Source organism: Alkalibacterium gilvum (genome assembly GCF_900109085.1).
GTDB lineage: Bacteria > Bacillota > Bacilli > Lactobacillales > Carnobacteriaceae_A > Alkalibacterium > Alkalibacterium gilvum.
Genome location: NZ_FNYW01000013.1, coordinates 25497 through 42642 on the forward strand (window position 1 = coordinate 25497; position 17146 = coordinate 42642).

The window sequence follows — 17146 nt, forward strand, 5'->3', positions numbered from 1 at the left end:
TTTTAATTAAAAAATGAAAAACATTCGTGGAGGTTATTAGAATCAATACAATAAATACGGATATTATTAAAGCCTATAAAAAATTGGATTCATGTACGCTATCAGATGCATTTGATAAACTTGAGATAAATCAGGGTGGCTATATCCTTCCGAAGCAAAGGGTTAAAAATACAACAATCTGCGGACAAGCCTTTACTGTAAGATATTTACCAAAGCAGGAAAACGAAAGTAATTTCGGAACGTTCCTAGATGATATTCCAGAAGACAGAGTCGCTGTAGTCGATAACGATGGTCGTGTCGACGGTAGCGTCTGGGGCGATACCATGGCCCTTTTTGCTCAGAAAAAAGGTGTTGCTGGTGCTGTACTGAATGGTGTGTACCGTGACGTGGGGCCTATCGACAAACTGGGTTTCCCTGTATTTGCAAAGGGCGCTTGCAGCCGAAGTGGCAAAAATTTAGTTTCGGTGGATGCGACCAACGTCCCTATCCAAATAGATGGGGTGCGCATTGATCCGGATGATCTCGTCTTTGGAGATGAATCAGGTGTAATGGTTATTCCTTATGACCATATAGAGTCAGTTTTGAATGAAGCCAAAAGATTAAAAACTACAGATGATTCATTTATAAATAATTTGGAGTCTGGCATGTCCTATCAGGATGCAAAACAAAATAAAAACCATTAGGAGACGAGTGCATGTCTAAATACGCAATGAAAAATTTAGAAAAACTATCTGTTTCAACTGTAGCGCCATATGATCCTTTACAGGCATTTGTCAGAGACAATCATATAGCGATGAAAGGCTTAAAGAGCGGTCAGCTTTCGGATTACGTCTTTGCTGCGAAAGATGTGTTCAAAGTGAAAGGAAGCACTTGGGGAAATGGCCATCCTGATTGGTTACGTTTTAGTGAACCGGATGAATTCACAGCCAGCGCGATCACTAAATTACTGGATCAAGGCTCTGACCTTGTGGGAAAGACGATTTGTGATGAGCTGTGTTATTCCATCAGTGGCGAAAACTGGCATTATGGTAGTCCACTGAATCCCAATGATACACGCCGTTTGACTGGTGGGTCTTCTAGTGGCTCGTGTGCTGCGACTGCAGGCGGTCTGGTAGATTTTGCCATAGGAAGTGATTGTCTGGGTTCTGTTCGGGTTCCGGCGTCTTACAACGGTATTATCGGATTGAGACCCAGTTATGAGCGCATCAAAAATGATGGTGAAGCACCTTATTGTGAAAGCATGGATGTTCTTGGTTTCGTTGCTTCAGAAAAAAAGGTCTTTCAAGATGTTGCTAGTGTTTTACTGGATAAAGATCCTGAAGAAACTAAATTCAAAAAATTGTATATTGTGGATGATGCTTTTGCTGCTGTCGATAAAGAGGTCAAAGAGCCCTTTGATGGTATCATCGACGAAATGAGTGACAAATTAGGCAATGTTGAACACATCACCTTAGCTGATGAAGGTTTGGACTACTGGGTCAAAGAAGTCTTCCAAATCGTTCAAGGCTATGAGATCTGGGAAAGTTACGGTGGTTTTATCAATAAATATCGTCCACGCTTATCTCCCGGACCAAAGGATCGTTTAGAAAAAGCAGCGACGATTTCCAGAGAAAGATATTTAAAAGCGAAGAAAAAGAAAGAAGAATTTCGTAAACGCGTTGAGAGCCTTCTTTCAGATGGAGCGATAATGATCACACCTACTGCTTCATCCATTGCACCACTAAAGTCTGCTTCTCTGGAAGAAATCGACCGTTTAAGAACCCAGTCATCCAACCTGCTCTGTATTTCACCATTAGCAGAGATTCCTCAGCTGACACTCCCCTTACTCGAACAAGAAGAGATTCCTCTAGGGGTCACTTTGATGAGTGCAAAAAATACTGATCGTGCCCTGATTGATTTCGGCTTACAATTTATGGAATAGAGAATGAAATGTTGAATAGATAACAAAAGAGAGAGGGGGGAATTTTTTCCACCCTCTCTCTTTTTTATAATCTATTCAATCTAGTCTAATTCTTCTATAAGTTTCTTCATTTCAGCAATCTCTTTTTCCTGTGCTTTTATAATATCATCAGCCAATTTTCTCACTCTTGGATCTTCTATTTCTGCTCTTTTACTTGTTAGAATAGCGATGGAGTGGTGAGGGATCATTCCTTCCATATAATCGACCTGGTCAATCGTCGTCTGATTTCTCATTAAAAAGAATGACACGCCAAACGTTAGGACACTAACGATAATAATGCCGGCGTTGATTTTTTTATTCTTAAGCATATGAAGCATAAACATTAACATAATCACAGCCATGACACTCGTAGACAATATCGTCATGTAAAGACGCATTTCACTGAAAAATATGTGATCCCATGCGTATGTGTTAAGGTACATAACCCCGTACATGAATATGCCCGCCACAATAAGCATACCTAAAAATTTAAAATAATTTTTCTTCATTTCCCTACTCCTTTCAAGAGTAACTTTCTTTGTTAACTTAGTATCATTTTTTCATTATTCAAATAATAAACATCGATGATATCCTTATTTTTCATTATCAATTTCTATTATTTTTACGATATCATACCACATATTTTTATAGCGAATACTCTCTTTATTGAACCCTGCTTTTTCCAAGTTCTCAAGGGTTCTCCGATTAATATTCGCTCCCCATATATGCACGGGAATGAAATTGACCATATCCATAAACTTACCAACTGCGGGCTTATCGCTTCGCATGTGTTCCAACATAATTACTTTCCCGCCATTTTTACACACTCTGCGTATTTCTTTCAACCCTTTTACAGGTTCAGGTACTGAACAGAAGACACAGGAAGTAACAACGGTGTCGAATGCGTTGTCTTCAAAAGACATATTTTCTGCATTCATCTCCATCAATGTGATGTTTTCTTTATGTTCGCTTCTATACTTAGCCTTTGAAAGCATCTTTTCACTAAAGTCAATTCCAGTAACTTCTTTATCAGATGAATAATATTGAAGGTTCTTGCCTGTTCCTACACCGACTTCCAATATCTTTTTTCCCTCGATTTCTTTAAATAATTCTTTTCTCCAATTATCCATCATCATCGCTTCCATTGGTTTTTCTATAAGATCATACACTTTGGATATTCTATTGTATCTGTTCTTTATTTTATTATTGTTTTCACGTTTAGGCAACATTTCACTCCCTTTGTCACACTTTCCACTAACTAAATAGTTCTTCATTTTATTAATTAAAAGACCATCTTATTTTTAAGATGGTCTTTTATACGATTTAAAGAACCGCTTCTATTGATTTTTTTAGTGTCTCTTCAACTTCTTTAGCCATAGTATTTAAATCAGATTCGCCGAATAAACTAATCAAGGCTTCTGGACGAGTCATACCTACATATGTCTGGTCATTTTCTTCTCTGACCACCATTTTACATGGCAGGACATAGCCTACATGGATATTTTTCTCCAGTACTTGTTTTGCTTTTTTAGGATTACATACTTCTAGTACAACGTAATTATCTTCAAAGTCTAATCCTTTTTCATTGAGCTTATCTTTGAAGTTAACCTGCCACAATACGCCGAAATCATTTTCTTTTAATTTCTCAGTTAACGAATTAATGGCCTCATCCAAATTCTTGTTTGTCTTTTTTTCGTATACGATATTCATTATTTTCTCCTCCTTGAGTTAATTCTGATTATTCATTTAATTTATCTAATTTATAATAGTACTCTTCCTCTAATATTTCTCCTCTAGCATATCTTTCTTTTAAAATATCAACAGCATCATAATTTGAATGATTCATTAGCATTCTTGCGATAAAAATGACTGCACCAATGATAATCAAAAATTTTAATCCATCATATAGCATAAACCACCAACTATTTTCGTAACCAAAATTCATCATATTATTGAATCCATTCCCCCAATCACCGTGCATTTAATCACTCCTCGATGATTTAATGTTTCCTTTTATTTTATATATTCTTCCTCATCTACTTAATCCTTAACATGGTAGTAAGTTAAAATGTTCAGTATGTTATTCATTTTTCTACAAGTCTCTGCCTAATTTTGGCCGTCTTTCGGATATTTATACATGTCAAATCCATCAACAACCATTCATATACGTCCCAATCACTTTCCTTTTGTTGCTACGCTGTTCTCTTTAACTCTACTAGTATGGGTAGGTAAGTTATAAATTACTATAAAGAATATAAATAATTTTTATCGTTTACACTTGTAAACGAATCCTATCATCTGTCAATATTCGAGTTTATTCTATTAATACACATCCATTTTAACCCCATTGTGAGAAACATTTCAAAAATTAGCTATTTCGACGATCCTTCTTTAATAGCAATTTGAAAGTACAAAAGGATTGGACTTTTGTTTAAGTTTGTTCGTATTCTGCTATCTTCGGTCATTCCCACTTTTTATTTGATCTCAACATGTCGAATATCGCTATCTTCGGACACTTCCTTGTAATTCAAGTTGTGAAACTGTCGAACTTCTCTATCTTCGACGCTTTTAAGCCATTTATCTTTATCCTTTGTCCGAACTCTGCTCATCTTCGGACAGTCCCGCTTTTTATTTGATTTCAACATGTCGAACATTGTTAACTTCGGTCATTCCATTCATCAATTCATTTTAAACTGTCCGAAGTTTCTCTACGCACAAAAAAAACACCTTCCAATATAGGAAAGTGTCTTGAATTACTGTATAAATGCTTACTTGTTGAAGATGATTGGAGCTTTTCGCATGAATTTTCGATCGTTTTTTGGTGTATCACTTTGGATATCTCTTCCGCCACCACTTTGTCGTTTCTTTTTGATGACTTCTAACATTTTTTCTTTTGCATTCATTTTTTCACACCACCTTTTAACTACTGACGCGACATGCTTTACATTCGATGATCAGAAAAATCATGTTGACTCATGACCAGAAAAAAAAGAACTCCTTCGAAAAGGAGCTCTTTTTGATATCCGCAAAATGTAAGCTTAACGTTTTGAGAATTGTGGAGATTTACGCGCTTTTTTGAATCCTGGTTTCATACGTTCCTTCATACGAGGGTCACGTGTTAGTAAACCAGCAGCTTTAAGTGCGCTGCGGAAATCTGGATCAACTTGTAGCAATGCACGAGCGATTCCGTGACGAGCAGCACCTGCTTGTCCAGCAAATCCTCCACCATGAACGTTAACTCTAATGTCATAGCTGTCTACTGTATCTGTTACAGCAAGAGGTTGTCTTACAATTAAATGCAAGTTGTCAAAGTTTAAATATTCAGTAATATCTTTACCGTTGAATGTGATTTTACCAGAACCTGGAGTCATGATAACACGAGCAGTCGAGTTCTTACGACGACCAGTTCCGAAATATTGTACTTGAGCCAATGAATGTCCCTCCTTAAATTAAGTTTGTAATGTCTAGTTTTTCTGGTTGTTGAGCTTGGTTGTTGTGCTCAGCTCCAGCAAATACGTGTAATTTTTTAACTTGTTTGCGTCCTAATACGTTATGAGGAAGCATTCCTTTAATTGATGTTTCAATCAAACGTTCAGGTTTTTGAGCGCGCATTGTTCCAGCAGATACTTGTTTCAATCCACCTGGGTGTCCTGAGTGACGAGAATAAATCTTGTCACTTGCTTTTTTACCTGTTAATTTAACTTTAGATGCGTTTACTACGATCACATGGTCACCCGTGTCAACGTGTGGTGTATACGTAGGTTTGTTTTTACCGCGTAAAATAGATGCAACGACTGTTGATAGACGTCCTAAAGGAACATCTGCAGCGTCGACGACATACCATTTACGTTCAATATTGCTTTCGTTAGCCATAAATGTTGTACGCACGATCTTTACCTCCAAATTTTATTTTCAAGTTTGAATTTCATTAATAGTTGCTTTCCCTATCTTTTTTAGTACCGTTAAAAAAAAGTCTAGCAGAAAGTCTTCGTTGTTTGTTCCAATAACAAGTTTCCGAGGCTCGTAGTGGCGGCAAACAATACCGTCTAATATCTTACCGCGAATAACTAAATAAGTCAACCGATTCTTGCTATTTTTTTATTTTTTACTATATAAAAAGACCAATGTATACAGGACACTGATCTTTTATTTTATTATTTACTAAACAACATCATCAGCGTTTATTTTAAATGTATAACGATGTCCTTGAGTCATGCTGTGATAAAAGCCTTCTCCCTCATAAAGTTGAAAGACACGTGCGCCCTGTTGATCTTCTTTATCTGGGTACACATGTTGGACATAAGGATTACCTGCGAGCATCTCTTCCAAGCGTTCGCGTCCGACTTCTCGTACTTTGCCTTCAATACGAATGACTTGTATGAGATATGTTTCTTCTGTTTTAGCTGTAATAGCAACATGTGGGTTCTGCTTGATTTGTTGATAAAAGTCAGTCCCCGGGTCAGTCATGAAAAATATGCCTTTTTCATTAGCGACACCTATGTGAATATGACGTGCATGTGGTTTATTTTCTGCATCCACACTTGCGAAGATGCCGACTTTGATATCGTCCTTTAAGATTTTCAAAATATCATTTACTTTCAATTTTTCCCTCTCCTTATCTTGAACTTCAACACTCATTGTATATTGTATCACAAACAGATTAGAGATAAGGAAGTGAAATGTAACGATACTACTTTTTCCTTTTTAATTCTTCTTTCTTTTTCTGTGACGTTCTTCATGTACAATCTCAAAGGATTCTGAGGCCAGTTCGATTCTCTCACCTACTTCATCGAATCTTTTTAAAATAGCAATAGATATACGATCTTTCACTCCACGTCGCTCATGTGTATCAACGATATATCTTAAGCTGAGGGTAACAAAATTATCATCAAAAGCAACAAAAACTTGTGATTTGAGCGAAGCATGTTCAATACGGTACCGTCGCTTCATTCTTTGCCATTCGACTTCTGCTGGCTCGTTATAATCACCAATGATTTCTTGTGCTATTTGAAGGACGATCTCTTTAGCTAAAGGAATATCACTATCAAAGTGAAGAGGAATATGTAACTCATCCCATAGAAATTTAAAATCTGCATTGTAATTATATACTGGGGAGGTAAAAATATAACTATTTGCAACGCGGACAATCCGTCCAGTATATTGGTCTCCTTCGACCCATTCACCTAATTCCATAAGTGTTGTTCGCAAAACACCTATATCTACAACATCCCCCTTAGATCCTCCTAAGAGTACACGGTCACCTGTTTTGAAAAAGTCTCCAAACATAATAGCAAACCAGCCTGCAAAACTAACAATTACTTCGCGTAAAGCATACGTTACCCCAGCACCAGCTAAACCTATGGCTGTTGTAAATCCTGTTAAATCGCTACCGAAAATATAAATGAACAGAAAGCCAAATAATATATTACTTCCCCATCTGGCGATTTTTTGTGTAACATACCAATTTTCTGAGGCTTTGAATTTTTTATAGAGTCGATTCATTATAAAACGTCTAATAATTAAAATCAAAATAACCATCAAAACGAAAATAATAATACTGGTAATCAACGGATTGGCTTCTATAAAATGTTTGATCCACTCTCTCATATTTTAGGCTCCTTCTTAAGTTATAATCTTGGGATTGTCTCCTTTAATCATAACAGTTCAAAGAACTTAAGTAGATTGTTAAGCCTTCATTCCTTTAATTTTTCCAATCAAATCAATCAAGTGCATGCTACGTTTAACGGCTTTTAATAGCAGCGGCTGTCCATTTTCCATGGCTTCACTCAAAGTCATTGGTGCATCGACGATAGGAATCAGCGCATGGAGATTTTCTTCTTCAATAGCGGTTCTATCGCTATCAATTTTTCCTGCGAATAAAAGTGCTGGGACAGAGTGTTTTTTTGCTAAGCGACTGATCCCAATAGGAACTTTCCCGCCTAAGGATTGGTCGTCAAATTTCCCCTCACCTGTAATGACGAGGTCTACATCCTGGATAAACTGCTCAAGATTACCCTTCTCTGCTAAAAGAGAGAGTCCACTTTGAAATTCACATGGGAAAAAGGATAAGGCTGCATATCCGATTCCACCTGCGGCACCTGCTCCTTCTGTAAATCTCTGATCTTTTCCAGTCTCTTTGATAACAAGGTTAGAAAATTCGGACATGTTTTTATCATAAGTAGAGAGTTCATCTTTACTTAATCCTTTCTGTTCTCCAAACACATGAACAGCGCCTTTTTCTCCAAGCAAAGGATTGGATACGTCTGAAGCAAGCAACCAGTTCACCTTTTTCACACGCTCATCTAATCCACTTGCGTCGATGGAATGAACCTGACCTAGTTTCACAGGTAGCTTTTTAAGTTCCTTGTTTTGAGCATCCTTGAAAACAACACCCAATGCTTGTAATAGTCCTAGTCCTCCATCGGTCGTTGCACTACCGCCTAGTCCTAATATAATGGTACTTGCCCCCTGATTAAGAGCTTGTGTAATTTGTTCGCCTACACCGTAGCTGGTATGGTTTTTTGGGTGCAAGGTCTCTTTATTGGCTTGAATTAACCCCGCTCCTTCAGCCACCTCGATAACAGCAGTCTTTTCCTGTTCCACCCATCCCCATTGCCCAATATAAGCGTCACCATTGACACCTGTTATAGTTGCTTTTTTAACTTCACCGTTCATAACGCCTACAAAAGCATCCACAGTTCCCTCACCACCATCAGCGATTGGGAAAGTTATGACGTCATGTTGCGGCAAGGCGTCTTTAACGCTTTGATTAGCTTTTTCACTTGTCATTGATCCTTTAAATGAATCAATAGCTGCAAGTATTTTCATTTCTTTTTTAGCTCCTTTCAGTCTTTTTCTCAGTATATCACAGGTTGTTATCTATAGAACCGTATGATTTTTATAAATAATCTAAACAAAAGACGCAGCGATACGCGCCGCGTCTTTTGTGTGTACTATTTTAATTCAGGCCAATATTCTTTGTTGGCTTCAATTAATGCATCCAAAACTTTTCGTGCTTTTTTCGCATCAACAACCGTACGATTGAGTGTTAAAGCCTGCAATGCTTTAGTGTACGACCCTTCCATATAAGCTTCAACAGTTAATCGTTCAAAGGCATATTGATTCTCAATCAGTCCTTTGTAAAAAGTGCCGATATTACCTACTGCATAAGGTGCAGGACCATTCTTTCCTAAAGAAGCAGCAACTTCTACCATGCTATCAGCCGGCAAATTCGCTACGATACCGTTATTCCTAACCATGACTACGAATGTTTTACGCAGGTTATTTGCGATTGATGCTGCCACTTCCACCATCATGTCCCCATGTGCATCGTTATGAACAACTTTAGAATCTTTTGCTGTCCCATTTTCAACGATACGTCGACATTCCTGGAACACCTTCTGCTCTCTTCCTATATGCACTTCATCTGTTCGTGTCCATTCTGGATCAAGTTTAGATAACTTGTATTCCGGATAAAGATAATACTGTAAGTACGTATTTGGCAAATATTCAGGGAAGTCGACAAGCATATCCTCAACCATTGCATAGGTTTCAAGCCAAGACTGATCTCTTTGCTCCGCATCCACCGGACGGAAACCACCATTCAACACAATCTCTTTGATTTCAGGTGCTCTATCTTTCCCAGTTTCATCATAGATTTCAGTAAACCAGCCAAAGTGGTTAAGCCCAAAATAAACGGATTCAAGATTATTAACGTCTTCATCAATAAGACTAGCAAATGAACGTAATAGATTAACGGGCTGATCACAAATGTTGAGTATTCTGTTTTCTTCTGGAAAAAGTTTATCCAGAGCCAAGGCCACAATTGCAGCTGGATTTGTGTAGTTTAATATCCAGGCATCCGGACTTAACCGACGAACATCTTTGACCATTTCTTCCATATCACGAATTGACCGTAGCCCATAGGCAAAGCCACCTGGACCACACGTTTCCTGGCCAATCACACCTAAACTCAGAGGGATTTTCTCATCTTTTTCTCGCATGGCGAAGCCGCCTGTACGCATTTGACAAAAAACAAAATCAACATCTTTATAAGCAACTTCTTTGTCAGTTGTATAAATGAGTTCGACTTCAGGCGCTTCTTCTTTGAAGAGTATCTTTGCGAATTCACCAATAACTTCTTGCCTTTTTTCATCAACATCATATAGAACGATACGATTAAGTGCAAATGCATCCAAGTGCGTAGTCATTGCTTTTAAAATACCTGGCGTCCAAGTCGATCCCCCGCCTACAAGAACGATATTATTTTTTTTCATGATACTCTCCTTTTTAGCCATTATGAGTTTTTTTGTTCGTACATGTAATTATCAACAATGTTTCTCATTTTTGAGACTCGTCCACCGTAAACAACGTGAACCGTATTGTCGTCAGGCCTTACAATCCCGTTAGGCTGTGTTTTCTTCAGTAAGCTTTCATCGACTAGCTTTCCCTCTTTGACTTCCCCCCTTAACCGGCTGATACAATTGTCAACATCCGTTATATTATCCATACCGCCCGATCCATTAATAATATTTTCAGCTGTTTCTCTGTCTAATTCTTCCATGCTAACATTTTCATCCACTTCTACTTCATCTTCAAAATCTGATTCATTTCTACCAATTGTCATGACATTGAATTTTGAAATAACGAAGGTGTATGAGAAATAATACATGGCAAAGAATATCGGTCCAGCTACTAAATAGATGTACCATTTTGTTTCTAACCCTTGAAGCATACCGAAGACGATCCAGTCAATAATTCCACCCTGTACGTTACCAATGGCAACATTTAGCAATGCCGGAATCAAGAATGAAAGTCCAGCAAAAATCGCATTCATTACCCACAAAATAGGTGAGATAAAGATAAAGGTAAATTCAATTGGTTCAGTGATTCCTGTAAGAATGACAGCAGTCACACCTGCCAAGAAGAATTTTAGTACACGATCTCTTTTTTCAGGTCTAGCCATTTTGTACATGGCAAGAACTGCTGCCGGCATACCAAAGACCATGTGTAAAATTTTACCTTGAGCCAAGAATGCTGTGGCATTTGTTGAGAATTGTAGGTTGTTATCAAGTTGGTATAAATAAATTTGTAACGCACCAACTAATGATTCTCCATCAATATTTTCAATTCCACCTAAGGCTGTAAATCTAAATGTTTGATTGAGTATGTGATGGAGCCCTGTTGGATTAATTATTTTTTCAGTGAAGCCGTATAGGAAGACACCGAATGAACCACTTTCACTAATAAGTCCTCCAACCGCAATAATAGCCTGATTAATTAGTGGCCATACAAACGCAAGAGCCATACCCATAACAGCTAAAACAATGGCTGCTACAATCGGTACGAATCGTTTGCCACTGTAAAACGTTAGTGCTGGGTGTAGTTCTGTTTCTCTGAATTTATTATGAAGGAATACGCCCATTAAACCGGCAATAATTCCTCCGATAACATTTGTATTGTAAACAAAGATCCCAAGCGTGCTAGTGAACAGTGAGTTCTGCAAGGTTGCATCGACTTGACTCAAACCTTCAACATCCATTAAATGAGCAATTGCCGTCGTTTCAGCCGTAAATCCTTGAGCCTGTAGTACATAAGTCATACCTAGTAACATCGCAATATATCCTACTGCTCCTGCGTATACCGCTACTTCCTTGTCTCTTTTGACCATTCCCAGTGGGATTGACATCGCGAACAATAGTGGTAAATACCCAAATGGTAAAGCAGATAACTTACGTATAAAGCCAAAGATTAATTGAAGCGTTTCATTGCCTAGAAACGGGACAACTTCAATGATGGCCGGATTTTGCAAGGCTGCTGCTAGTCCAAGGAATATAGCCATGAATGAGAGTAAACTGATTGGGAAAAGTAGTGATTTTCCGAAACTCTGAAAGTTCTTTTTAAAGTTTGTCATTTTAAAACCTCTTCTCATTAGTGTGTAATAATAATATTTCCAATTTCTTGAGGTGCAAGTGTGAGTGTCTTAATTGCTTCTAGTCTTTCTTCCATCGCTGTTGCTGTATAAGCTGTTTCAGAAAGTGATACTGTTATTTCTTCAGCGTGTGGATTAAATAAACGAATGAAACGCTCGTTTTTATCCGTAAGTCTCGTTGATGAAACCACTAATCCGTTCAAATCAAGCGACAAGTGCGTATCTGTTTTTTCCACTGTATTTCTTGGATTAATATTGAAACGGTTAAACTCTTTTAGTTGATAGCCAACAAGTGGTGTCAGATAATCTTTAGCTACATGACTTTCTTCTTCATGAGAATGAGCGACTTCAAATGCAAATTCGAAAGTGAATGGCTCATTAATCAACTGGTTATCTGGGGTTTCAATTTCTATACCAGAAGGTCTACCTGGACGGTTTATAAGTTCTCTTTGTCCCAAATGAGAGAATGTTCGGAACAAGGTTAAGTGGATTGCCTCATCTAGAACCTCATATTCTTTCAAGCCCTTTGTATACACAGTAAATGCAGCGTCCGTATTTTTAAGAGAAACAAAGCTTTGTGCTGTTTCAACGCTGACTGGTTTTTCAACCCAACCATCTTTTTCCCAGATACTTAACGGTTCTTCATTGTATACCGGCTTCATTTGAGTACTCATATAGCCATCAACTTTTACTTCTTCTGCTTGAATGCCAGTATTAAAAACGGCTCTATATCTATTGTGTTCTGTTCTATTTTCATGATGCATTGTTACATATACTTTCGGATCACCCGGGTATAATTTTAGAGTAACGTTAAAGTTTACATCACGTTCAGCTTTTTTCTCTTCTCTTTGTGCCTGGTTCTCAGGTACAGTTAATTGCCAGTCTATCGTCATTTCTTTATAGTGTTTTTCTTCCACAACATTAACTGTCATGTCTCCACACTCTTCACTATTCAAAATCCAGTCATTATACGGAGGTGAATAGTCATAGCTGTCTCCAGCATCTCCACTATTTTCAATTGAAAGAATATTTGTGTAAACATCCTGAGTCTTTTTATCTTTATAGCATAATACATTGGATTCCACGAACAATTCCCCATAGTCATTGGAGATACGCTTTTTAGTCGGTACAGCTGCTTCTTTTTGCTCTTCATCCACTTCTTCAAAGGTTAGATAGCGGGCAGTTAAACCTTCAATTTCACCAATTGGAAGAACAATCGTTGTTCTATAAACCTTTATATCTTGTAATCGAGCAGCGACTTGACGATCGATTAGTCCAGCGTCTTCCTTCTCTTGAGATACTACTGAGTAGTCTAACGCTTGCTTATTTTCATCAAAGATACGGAAGCCTTTTGTTCGCGTTAGTATTTCTAAATCAACCATTTGATTGACACGTTTCTCAGGAAGCGGATTGACTAAAACAATGGTTTCGGAACTTTCTTGATTTCCTAAACACATTAGTCTCAGGTGAAGTTCGATTTGTGTATCCACCATTTCTTTTGCATTCAAGAGACGTTGTTTGATATCTTGGTTTACTTTATCTGAGTTACACCCGCCGATACTGTCATGTGCATGTGTTCCAAATAATATTTTTGATACTTTTTCAACAACGCCATGTGGGTATGGAATACCTGCTTGTTCACCAATCACTGCTAAAGGTTCCAAGACGTTATATAGATTGTTTTCAATATCTGTATTCAATAATTTAATATCCATACGCGTCGAACCAATTGTTCGGTGGATACGTGCATGCTTACTGTCAATCAATTCACCAGTAACGACCTCTAATTTATCCTTGTCCAATGCAGCAACATAAGACTCAAAATCACTGAGCATAACTTGATCTTTGGGATAAATCCGTTTCATATTTTCCATTACTTGATAGATATTCTTTTGAATAGGCATCTGATCATGTCCGTTCATGATAAGTCTTGCATTAGATGCTGAGTAATTATCTAAAACAGGCATGATTTTATTCATACGTTTTTCTAACTCATCAGGTTCTAACTCAAGATACTTTGCTCCTTGGTAACCTGTAGCTAAGTTAACACCTACAACTTCTGAACCATCGACACCCTTCCATAAGAAGTCAGATTTTTCAGCTTTCAACTCACTGAATCCTCTCCAGAAGAATGTAGAATCTATACCAAATTGTTTATAGATTTGCGGCATTTGGCTTGCATGTCCGAATGTATCAGGTGCATAACCAACAAGCATCGGTTCCCCAAATTCTTCAGCACGCTTGATTCCATAATATAAATTCCTAAAAATAGACTCGCCGTGAACAAGGAGTAAGTCTGTTTGCGTATACCAAGGTCCAACTCTTAAGTTCCCCTTTTCTATTAAGCTTCTCATTCTTGATTCGGCTTCGGGTTCTAATTCGAGATAATCATCAATCATTACACTTTGTCCATCTAATATATAGATTGTTTCCGGATTTTCTTCTAGAAACTCCATCACTTCTTGCATATGATTTCTTAATAATACTTTTGTTTCATCTTTTGTAAAATACCACTCTCTGTCCCAATGTGTGTGCATTAATATTCTAATTTCTCTATTCATGGAATTCTCCTCAATAATTATTTAGCTTAAATAAAGTATAACGCTTACATCAAAGTGTGTACTCCAAGAACAGGGATAATTATCCAATAAATAATCGTCTGTCTTCGTTAGTAAAGAATAACGAAGACAGACGATTATTTATTTTTCACATTATTTTTTTCAGCTGATTTATTACTTCATTAACCATCAGTATCATATGAATTTGTTGTTCTCTTGAGATGCCTTCCATTTTATCTACTGCTACATCATGATGGAAGGTGATTAAGCTTTCTTTCATAATTGATGAGTCTTTTTTTGTAATAGAAAGTACAGGTATATTTGTTTTTTTTGCATCGTGCGCAACCTGTAAACAACGCTGTGTCTCTCCTGAACTAGATAAAAGAACCAGGCTATAGTCTTTAAATTTTTTAAGCATTTGTGATTCTGATATGACGATTGCAGGTATTCCTAAATATAGGAGTTGCCTTGCCATATACTGCGCAGATATATGCGAAGCACCTAGTCCAAACAGTAAAAGATGATGCCTTTTACTATATATATATTTTACTAAATCATCCGAACTCTGGAAATTAATTTTACTTAAAATATAATCTGTATTAAGAATATGTTTAGTGGATGTTGATTTCATGTTTTCTATATCTTCTTTAATGGCATATTTCAAATCGCTAAAACCATCAACCCCCAGCAATTTACTTGCTCTATTAATGGTTGCTTGTGAGGTATAACTTTGTTGAGCTATTTTAACCACTGTTTCATTTGGTATCATTTGAAAATGTTCTTCCAAATAATCCAAGACTGACTTTTCGCTCCTTGTTACTTCCCTGTCAAAATTTCGTTCTTTCAGTTGATGAATGACACGATACATTCGACTCACTCCCACGATAAACTTTACTTCGGTTCCTTCTATCCCTTCTATTGTACTTCAAATGGTCTATAAATGTTAAATTTTTATTTTCTTTTTAGGTACTAAGGTGTATACTGTATAAGGGTTTTAGAAAGACTAACCTTAAAAAAATATTAACTACGGGAGAGATTGTTTTGGAAAGATCTTTAGGTACAGTTGTGCGCGGTTTACGTAGTCCCATCATCAAAAAAGGTGACAATATGGAAGATATTGTCGTAGACACCGTATTGAGTGCAGCTCAAAAAGAGGGTTATCCCATCAAGGACCAGGATATTATTACAATGACTGAGTCTATTGTTGCGCGAGCACAAGGTAATTATGCAACCTTAGATGATATAGCTACTGATATCGGGCATAAATATCACGGCGAAACAGTTGGTGTCGTATTTCCTATTTTAAGTCGTAATCGATTCTCTAACATTTTGAAAGGCATTGCTCGTGGTGCAGGTAAAGTTGTTCTTCTTTTAAGTTACCCTTCTGATGAAGTTGGGAATCATCTCGTATCACTAGATGAATTAGATGAAGCAGGAATCAACCCTTGGTCAGATGTTCTTTCAGAAGATGATTTTCGTAAGCATTTTGGCTTCAAAAAGCATCCCTTTACCGGTGTTGATTATATTGAATATTATAAATCTCTTGTTGAAGAAGAAGGCGCAAATTTTGAAGTCGTTTTTTCTAACGATGCCAAAACGATTGTTGACTACACAAAAAATGTTTTAGCTTGTGATATTCATAGTCGCTTCCGTACAAAACGCTTAGTTAAAGCCGCTGGCGCTGAAAAAGTTTATGGCTTAGATGACGTTCTAAGCGAACCTATCAACAGCAGTGGATCTAATTCAGATTATGGCTTACTTGGCTCAAATAAAGCAACCGAAGATACTGTTAAGCTCTTTCCAGATAACGGCCAGCCTTTAGTTGAGGCTATAAAAGAACGTATGAAAAAAGAAACAGGAAAAACAGTTGAAGTTATGATATACGGTGACGGTGCTTTCAAAGACCCTGCTGGACAAATATGGGAACTTGCTGACCCCGTTGTTTCTCCTGCATATACAAAAGGGCTTGAAGGAACTCCAAATGAAGTGAAATTAAAATATTTAGCAGATAATAACTTTGCCGATTTAAGCGGTTCTGAATTGCACGATGCTATAAGCAATCATATTAGCAACAAGCAGACAGACCTTAAAGGTGAGATGGAAGCACAAGGAACGACGCCACGACGCCTAACTGATTTGATTGGGTCCTTATCCGATTTAACTTCCGGTAGTGGTGACAAAGGGACTCCTATCATTCATATTCAGGGATACTTTGATAATTTCACAAGTTAATTTAACGATAAAATGAAAAATGTGGGACAAAAAACATTTAGGTTTGTAACGCGATAACACGTAAATGTTAGTTAATCAGTGAAGAGCCGCGTGTTATTTGTGAAGTGGACAGCCCGTTTACTTTGGGAACACATAAAAAGTAATTCAAAAAAGGAGGCTGGGATTTATAGTGACCCCAAAAAGTTAGACTTTTTAACAGAGTAGATAATCCTACTCTGTTTTTTTATGCGCTTTGTTTTAAATAAGGTGGTGATAAACGGTATTCAATCGGACTTAACCAATTAAGTTTTTCTTTCATTCGATAGTTGTTGTAATAATAAATATAGTTGCCTATTGCTTTTTCTAATTCCTCATAACTTTTATAAATACGTCCGTGATACATTTCTTGTTTCAAGATACTAAAGAAGTTTTCCATTGGACTGTTATCGAGACAATTTCCCTTACGGGACATGCTCTGGAAAATCTTATTATCATTTAATTCTTCTC

General features: G+C 37.3%; 18 protein-coding genes. 3 read left to right on the top strand and 15 right to left on the bottom strand.

Annotated elements, in window-relative coordinates:
- Positions 1 to 26 precede the first annotated feature (26 nt).
- Both BMX83_RS04920 and BMX83_RS04925 read left to right on the top strand, forming a co-directional pair.
- Positions 27 to 683 carry an RraA family protein gene (locus BMX83_RS04920; protein WP_091634173.1) on the top strand — a complete coding sequence of 219 codons (657 nt, stop codon included), beginning with the start codon at positions 27 to 29 and terminating at the stop codon, positions 681 to 683.
- A gap of 11 nt (positions 684 to 694) precedes the next feature.
- Complete coding sequence (locus BMX83_RS04925; RefSeq protein WP_091634176.1) at positions 695 to 1921, top strand: amidase; 1227 nt, start codon at positions 695 to 697, stop codon at positions 1919 to 1921.
- A gap of 80 nt (positions 1922 to 2001) precedes the next feature.
- Here BMX83_RS04925 and BMX83_RS04930 read toward each other — a convergent pair whose 3' ends face one another.
- From BMX83_RS04930 to BMX83_RS04990, 14 genes are all read right to left on the bottom strand, one after another.
- Entirely contained in the window at positions 2002 to 2448 is a 447-nt protein-coding gene (locus tag BMX83_RS04930) for a DUF305 domain-containing protein (protein WP_091634179.1), read from the bottom strand.
- An 84-nt stretch (positions 2449 to 2532) separates the two neighbouring features.
- The gene (locus BMX83_RS04935) at positions 2533 to 3165 is read right to left on the bottom strand and encodes a class I SAM-dependent methyltransferase (RefSeq protein ID WP_218141921.1); all 633 of its coding nucleotides are present in this window, start codon (positions 3163 to 3165) and stop codon (positions 2533 to 2535) included.
- Between the two features lie 97 nt (positions 3166 to 3262).
- Positions 3263 to 3649: a DUF302 domain-containing protein gene (locus BMX83_RS04940; RefSeq protein WP_091634183.1), complete on the bottom strand. Its 387-nt coding sequence runs from the start codon at positions 3647 to 3649 to the stop codon at positions 3263 to 3265.
- A gap of 28 nt (positions 3650 to 3677) precedes the next feature.
- The gene (locus BMX83_RS04945) at positions 3678 to 3920 is read right to left on the bottom strand and encodes an SHOCT domain-containing protein (RefSeq protein WP_091634185.1); all 243 of its coding nucleotides are present in this window, start codon (positions 3918 to 3920) and stop codon (positions 3678 to 3680) included.
- A gap of 787 nt (positions 3921 to 4707) precedes the next feature.
- A complete protein-coding gene (locus tag BMX83_RS11110; protein ID WP_281242045.1) occupies positions 4708 to 4842 on the bottom strand; it encodes a hypothetical protein in 135 nt (44 codons plus the stop codon).
- 135 nt (positions 4843 to 4977) lie between these two features.
- On the bottom strand, positions 4978 to 5370 hold the full coding sequence (gene rpsI / locus BMX83_RS04950; RefSeq protein ID WP_091634187.1) for a 30S ribosomal protein S9: 393 nt from the start codon (positions 5368 to 5370) through the stop codon (positions 4978 to 4980).
- Between the two features lie 13 nt (positions 5371 to 5383).
- Positions 5384 to 5827: a 50S ribosomal protein L13 gene (rplM, locus tag BMX83_RS04955; RefSeq protein WP_091634189.1), complete on the bottom strand. Its 444-nt coding sequence runs from the start codon at positions 5825 to 5827 to the stop codon at positions 5384 to 5386.
- A 273-nt stretch (positions 5828 to 6100) separates the two neighbouring features.
- Positions 6101 to 6541 carry a pyridoxamine 5'-phosphate oxidase family protein gene (locus BMX83_RS04960; RefSeq protein ID WP_091634190.1) on the bottom strand — a complete coding sequence of 147 codons (441 nt, stop codon included), beginning with the start codon at positions 6539 to 6541 and terminating at the stop codon, positions 6101 to 6103.
- Between the two features lie 102 nt (positions 6542 to 6643).
- On the bottom strand, positions 6644 to 7546 hold the full coding sequence (locus BMX83_RS04965; RefSeq protein ID WP_091634193.1) for a mechanosensitive ion channel family protein: 903 nt from the start codon (positions 7544 to 7546) through the stop codon (positions 6644 to 6646).
- 78 nt (positions 7547 to 7624) lie between these two features.
- The gene (locus BMX83_RS04970) at positions 7625 to 8767 is read right to left on the bottom strand and encodes a glycerate kinase family protein (RefSeq protein ID WP_091634195.1); all 1143 of its coding nucleotides are present in this window, start codon (positions 8765 to 8767) and stop codon (positions 7625 to 7627) included.
- A 125-nt stretch (positions 8768 to 8892) separates the two neighbouring features.
- The gene (locus tag BMX83_RS04975; protein WP_091634198.1) at positions 8893 to 10215 is read right to left on the bottom strand and encodes a 6-phospho-alpha-glucosidase; all 1323 of its coding nucleotides are present in this window, start codon (positions 10213 to 10215) and stop codon (positions 8893 to 8895) included.
- Between the two features lie 20 nt (positions 10216 to 10235).
- Positions 10236 to 11852, bottom strand: coding sequence for a PTS transporter subunit EIIC (locus BMX83_RS04980; RefSeq protein WP_091634200.1), 1617 nt, complete (start codon positions 11850 to 11852; stop codon positions 10236 to 10238).
- A 17-nt stretch (positions 11853 to 11869) separates the two neighbouring features.
- Positions 11870 to 14431, bottom strand: coding sequence for a glycoside hydrolase family 38 N-terminal domain-containing protein (locus BMX83_RS04985; protein WP_091634203.1), 2562 nt, complete (start codon positions 14429 to 14431; stop codon positions 11870 to 11872).
- 145 nt (positions 14432 to 14576) lie between these two features.
- Positions 14577 to 15296 carry a MurR/RpiR family transcriptional regulator gene (locus tag BMX83_RS04990; protein ID WP_091634206.1) on the bottom strand — a complete coding sequence of 240 codons (720 nt, stop codon included), beginning with the start codon at positions 15294 to 15296 and terminating at the stop codon, positions 14577 to 14579.
- A gap of 173 nt (positions 15297 to 15469) precedes the next feature.
- Between BMX83_RS04990 and BMX83_RS04995 the strand changes: the two genes are divergently transcribed.
- A complete protein-coding gene (locus BMX83_RS04995; protein WP_091634209.1) occupies positions 15470 to 16660 on the top strand; it encodes a coenzyme F420-0:L-glutamate ligase in 1191 nt (396 codons plus the stop codon).
- A gap of 223 nt (positions 16661 to 16883) precedes the next feature.
- Here BMX83_RS04995 and BMX83_RS05000 read toward each other — a convergent pair.
- A partial coding sequence (locus BMX83_RS05000) for an IS3 family transposase (RefSeq protein ID WP_143059485.1) occupies positions 16884 to 17146 on the bottom strand: 263 nt, incomplete at its 5' end.

Coding starts and splice junctions, on each gene's coding strand:
- BMX83_RS04925 (WP_091634176.1), top strand. CDS start 695: ATGTCTAAATACGCAATGAAAAATTTAGAAAAACTATCTGTTTCAACT.
- BMX83_RS04930 (WP_091634179.1), bottom strand. CDS start 2,448: ATGAAGAAAAATTATTTTAAATTTTTAGGTATGCTTATTGTGGCGGGC.
- BMX83_RS04940 (WP_091634183.1), bottom strand. CDS start 3,649: ATGAATATCGTATACGAAAAAAAGACAAACAAGAATTTGGATGAGGCC.
- BMX83_RS04945 (WP_091634185.1), bottom strand. CDS start 3,920: ATGCACGGTGATTGGGGGAATGGATTCAATAATATGATGAATTTTGGT.
- BMX83_RS11110 (WP_281242045.1), bottom strand. CDS start 4,842: ATGAATGCAAAAGAAAAAATGTTAGAAGTCATCAAAAAGAAACGACAA.
- BMX83_RS04965 (WP_091634193.1), bottom strand. CDS start 7,546: ATGAGAGAGTGGATCAAACATTTTATAGAAGCCAATCCGTTGATTACC.
- BMX83_RS04970 (WP_091634195.1), bottom strand. CDS start 8,767: ATGAAAATACTTGCAGCTATTGATTCATTTAAAGGATCAATGACAAGT.
- BMX83_RS04975 (WP_091634198.1), bottom strand. CDS start 10,215: ATGAAAAAAAATAATATCGTTCTTGTAGGCGGGGGATCGACTTGGACG.
- BMX83_RS04980 (WP_091634200.1), bottom strand. CDS start 11,852: ATGACAAACTTTAAAAAGAACTTTCAGAGTTTCGGAAAATCACTACTT.
- BMX83_RS04985 (WP_091634203.1), bottom strand. CDS start 14,431: ATGAATAGAGAAATTAGAATATTAATGCACACACATTGGGACAGAGAG.
- BMX83_RS04990 (WP_091634206.1), bottom strand. CDS start 15,296: ATGTATCGTGTCATTCATCAACTGAAAGAACGAAATTTTGACAGGGAA.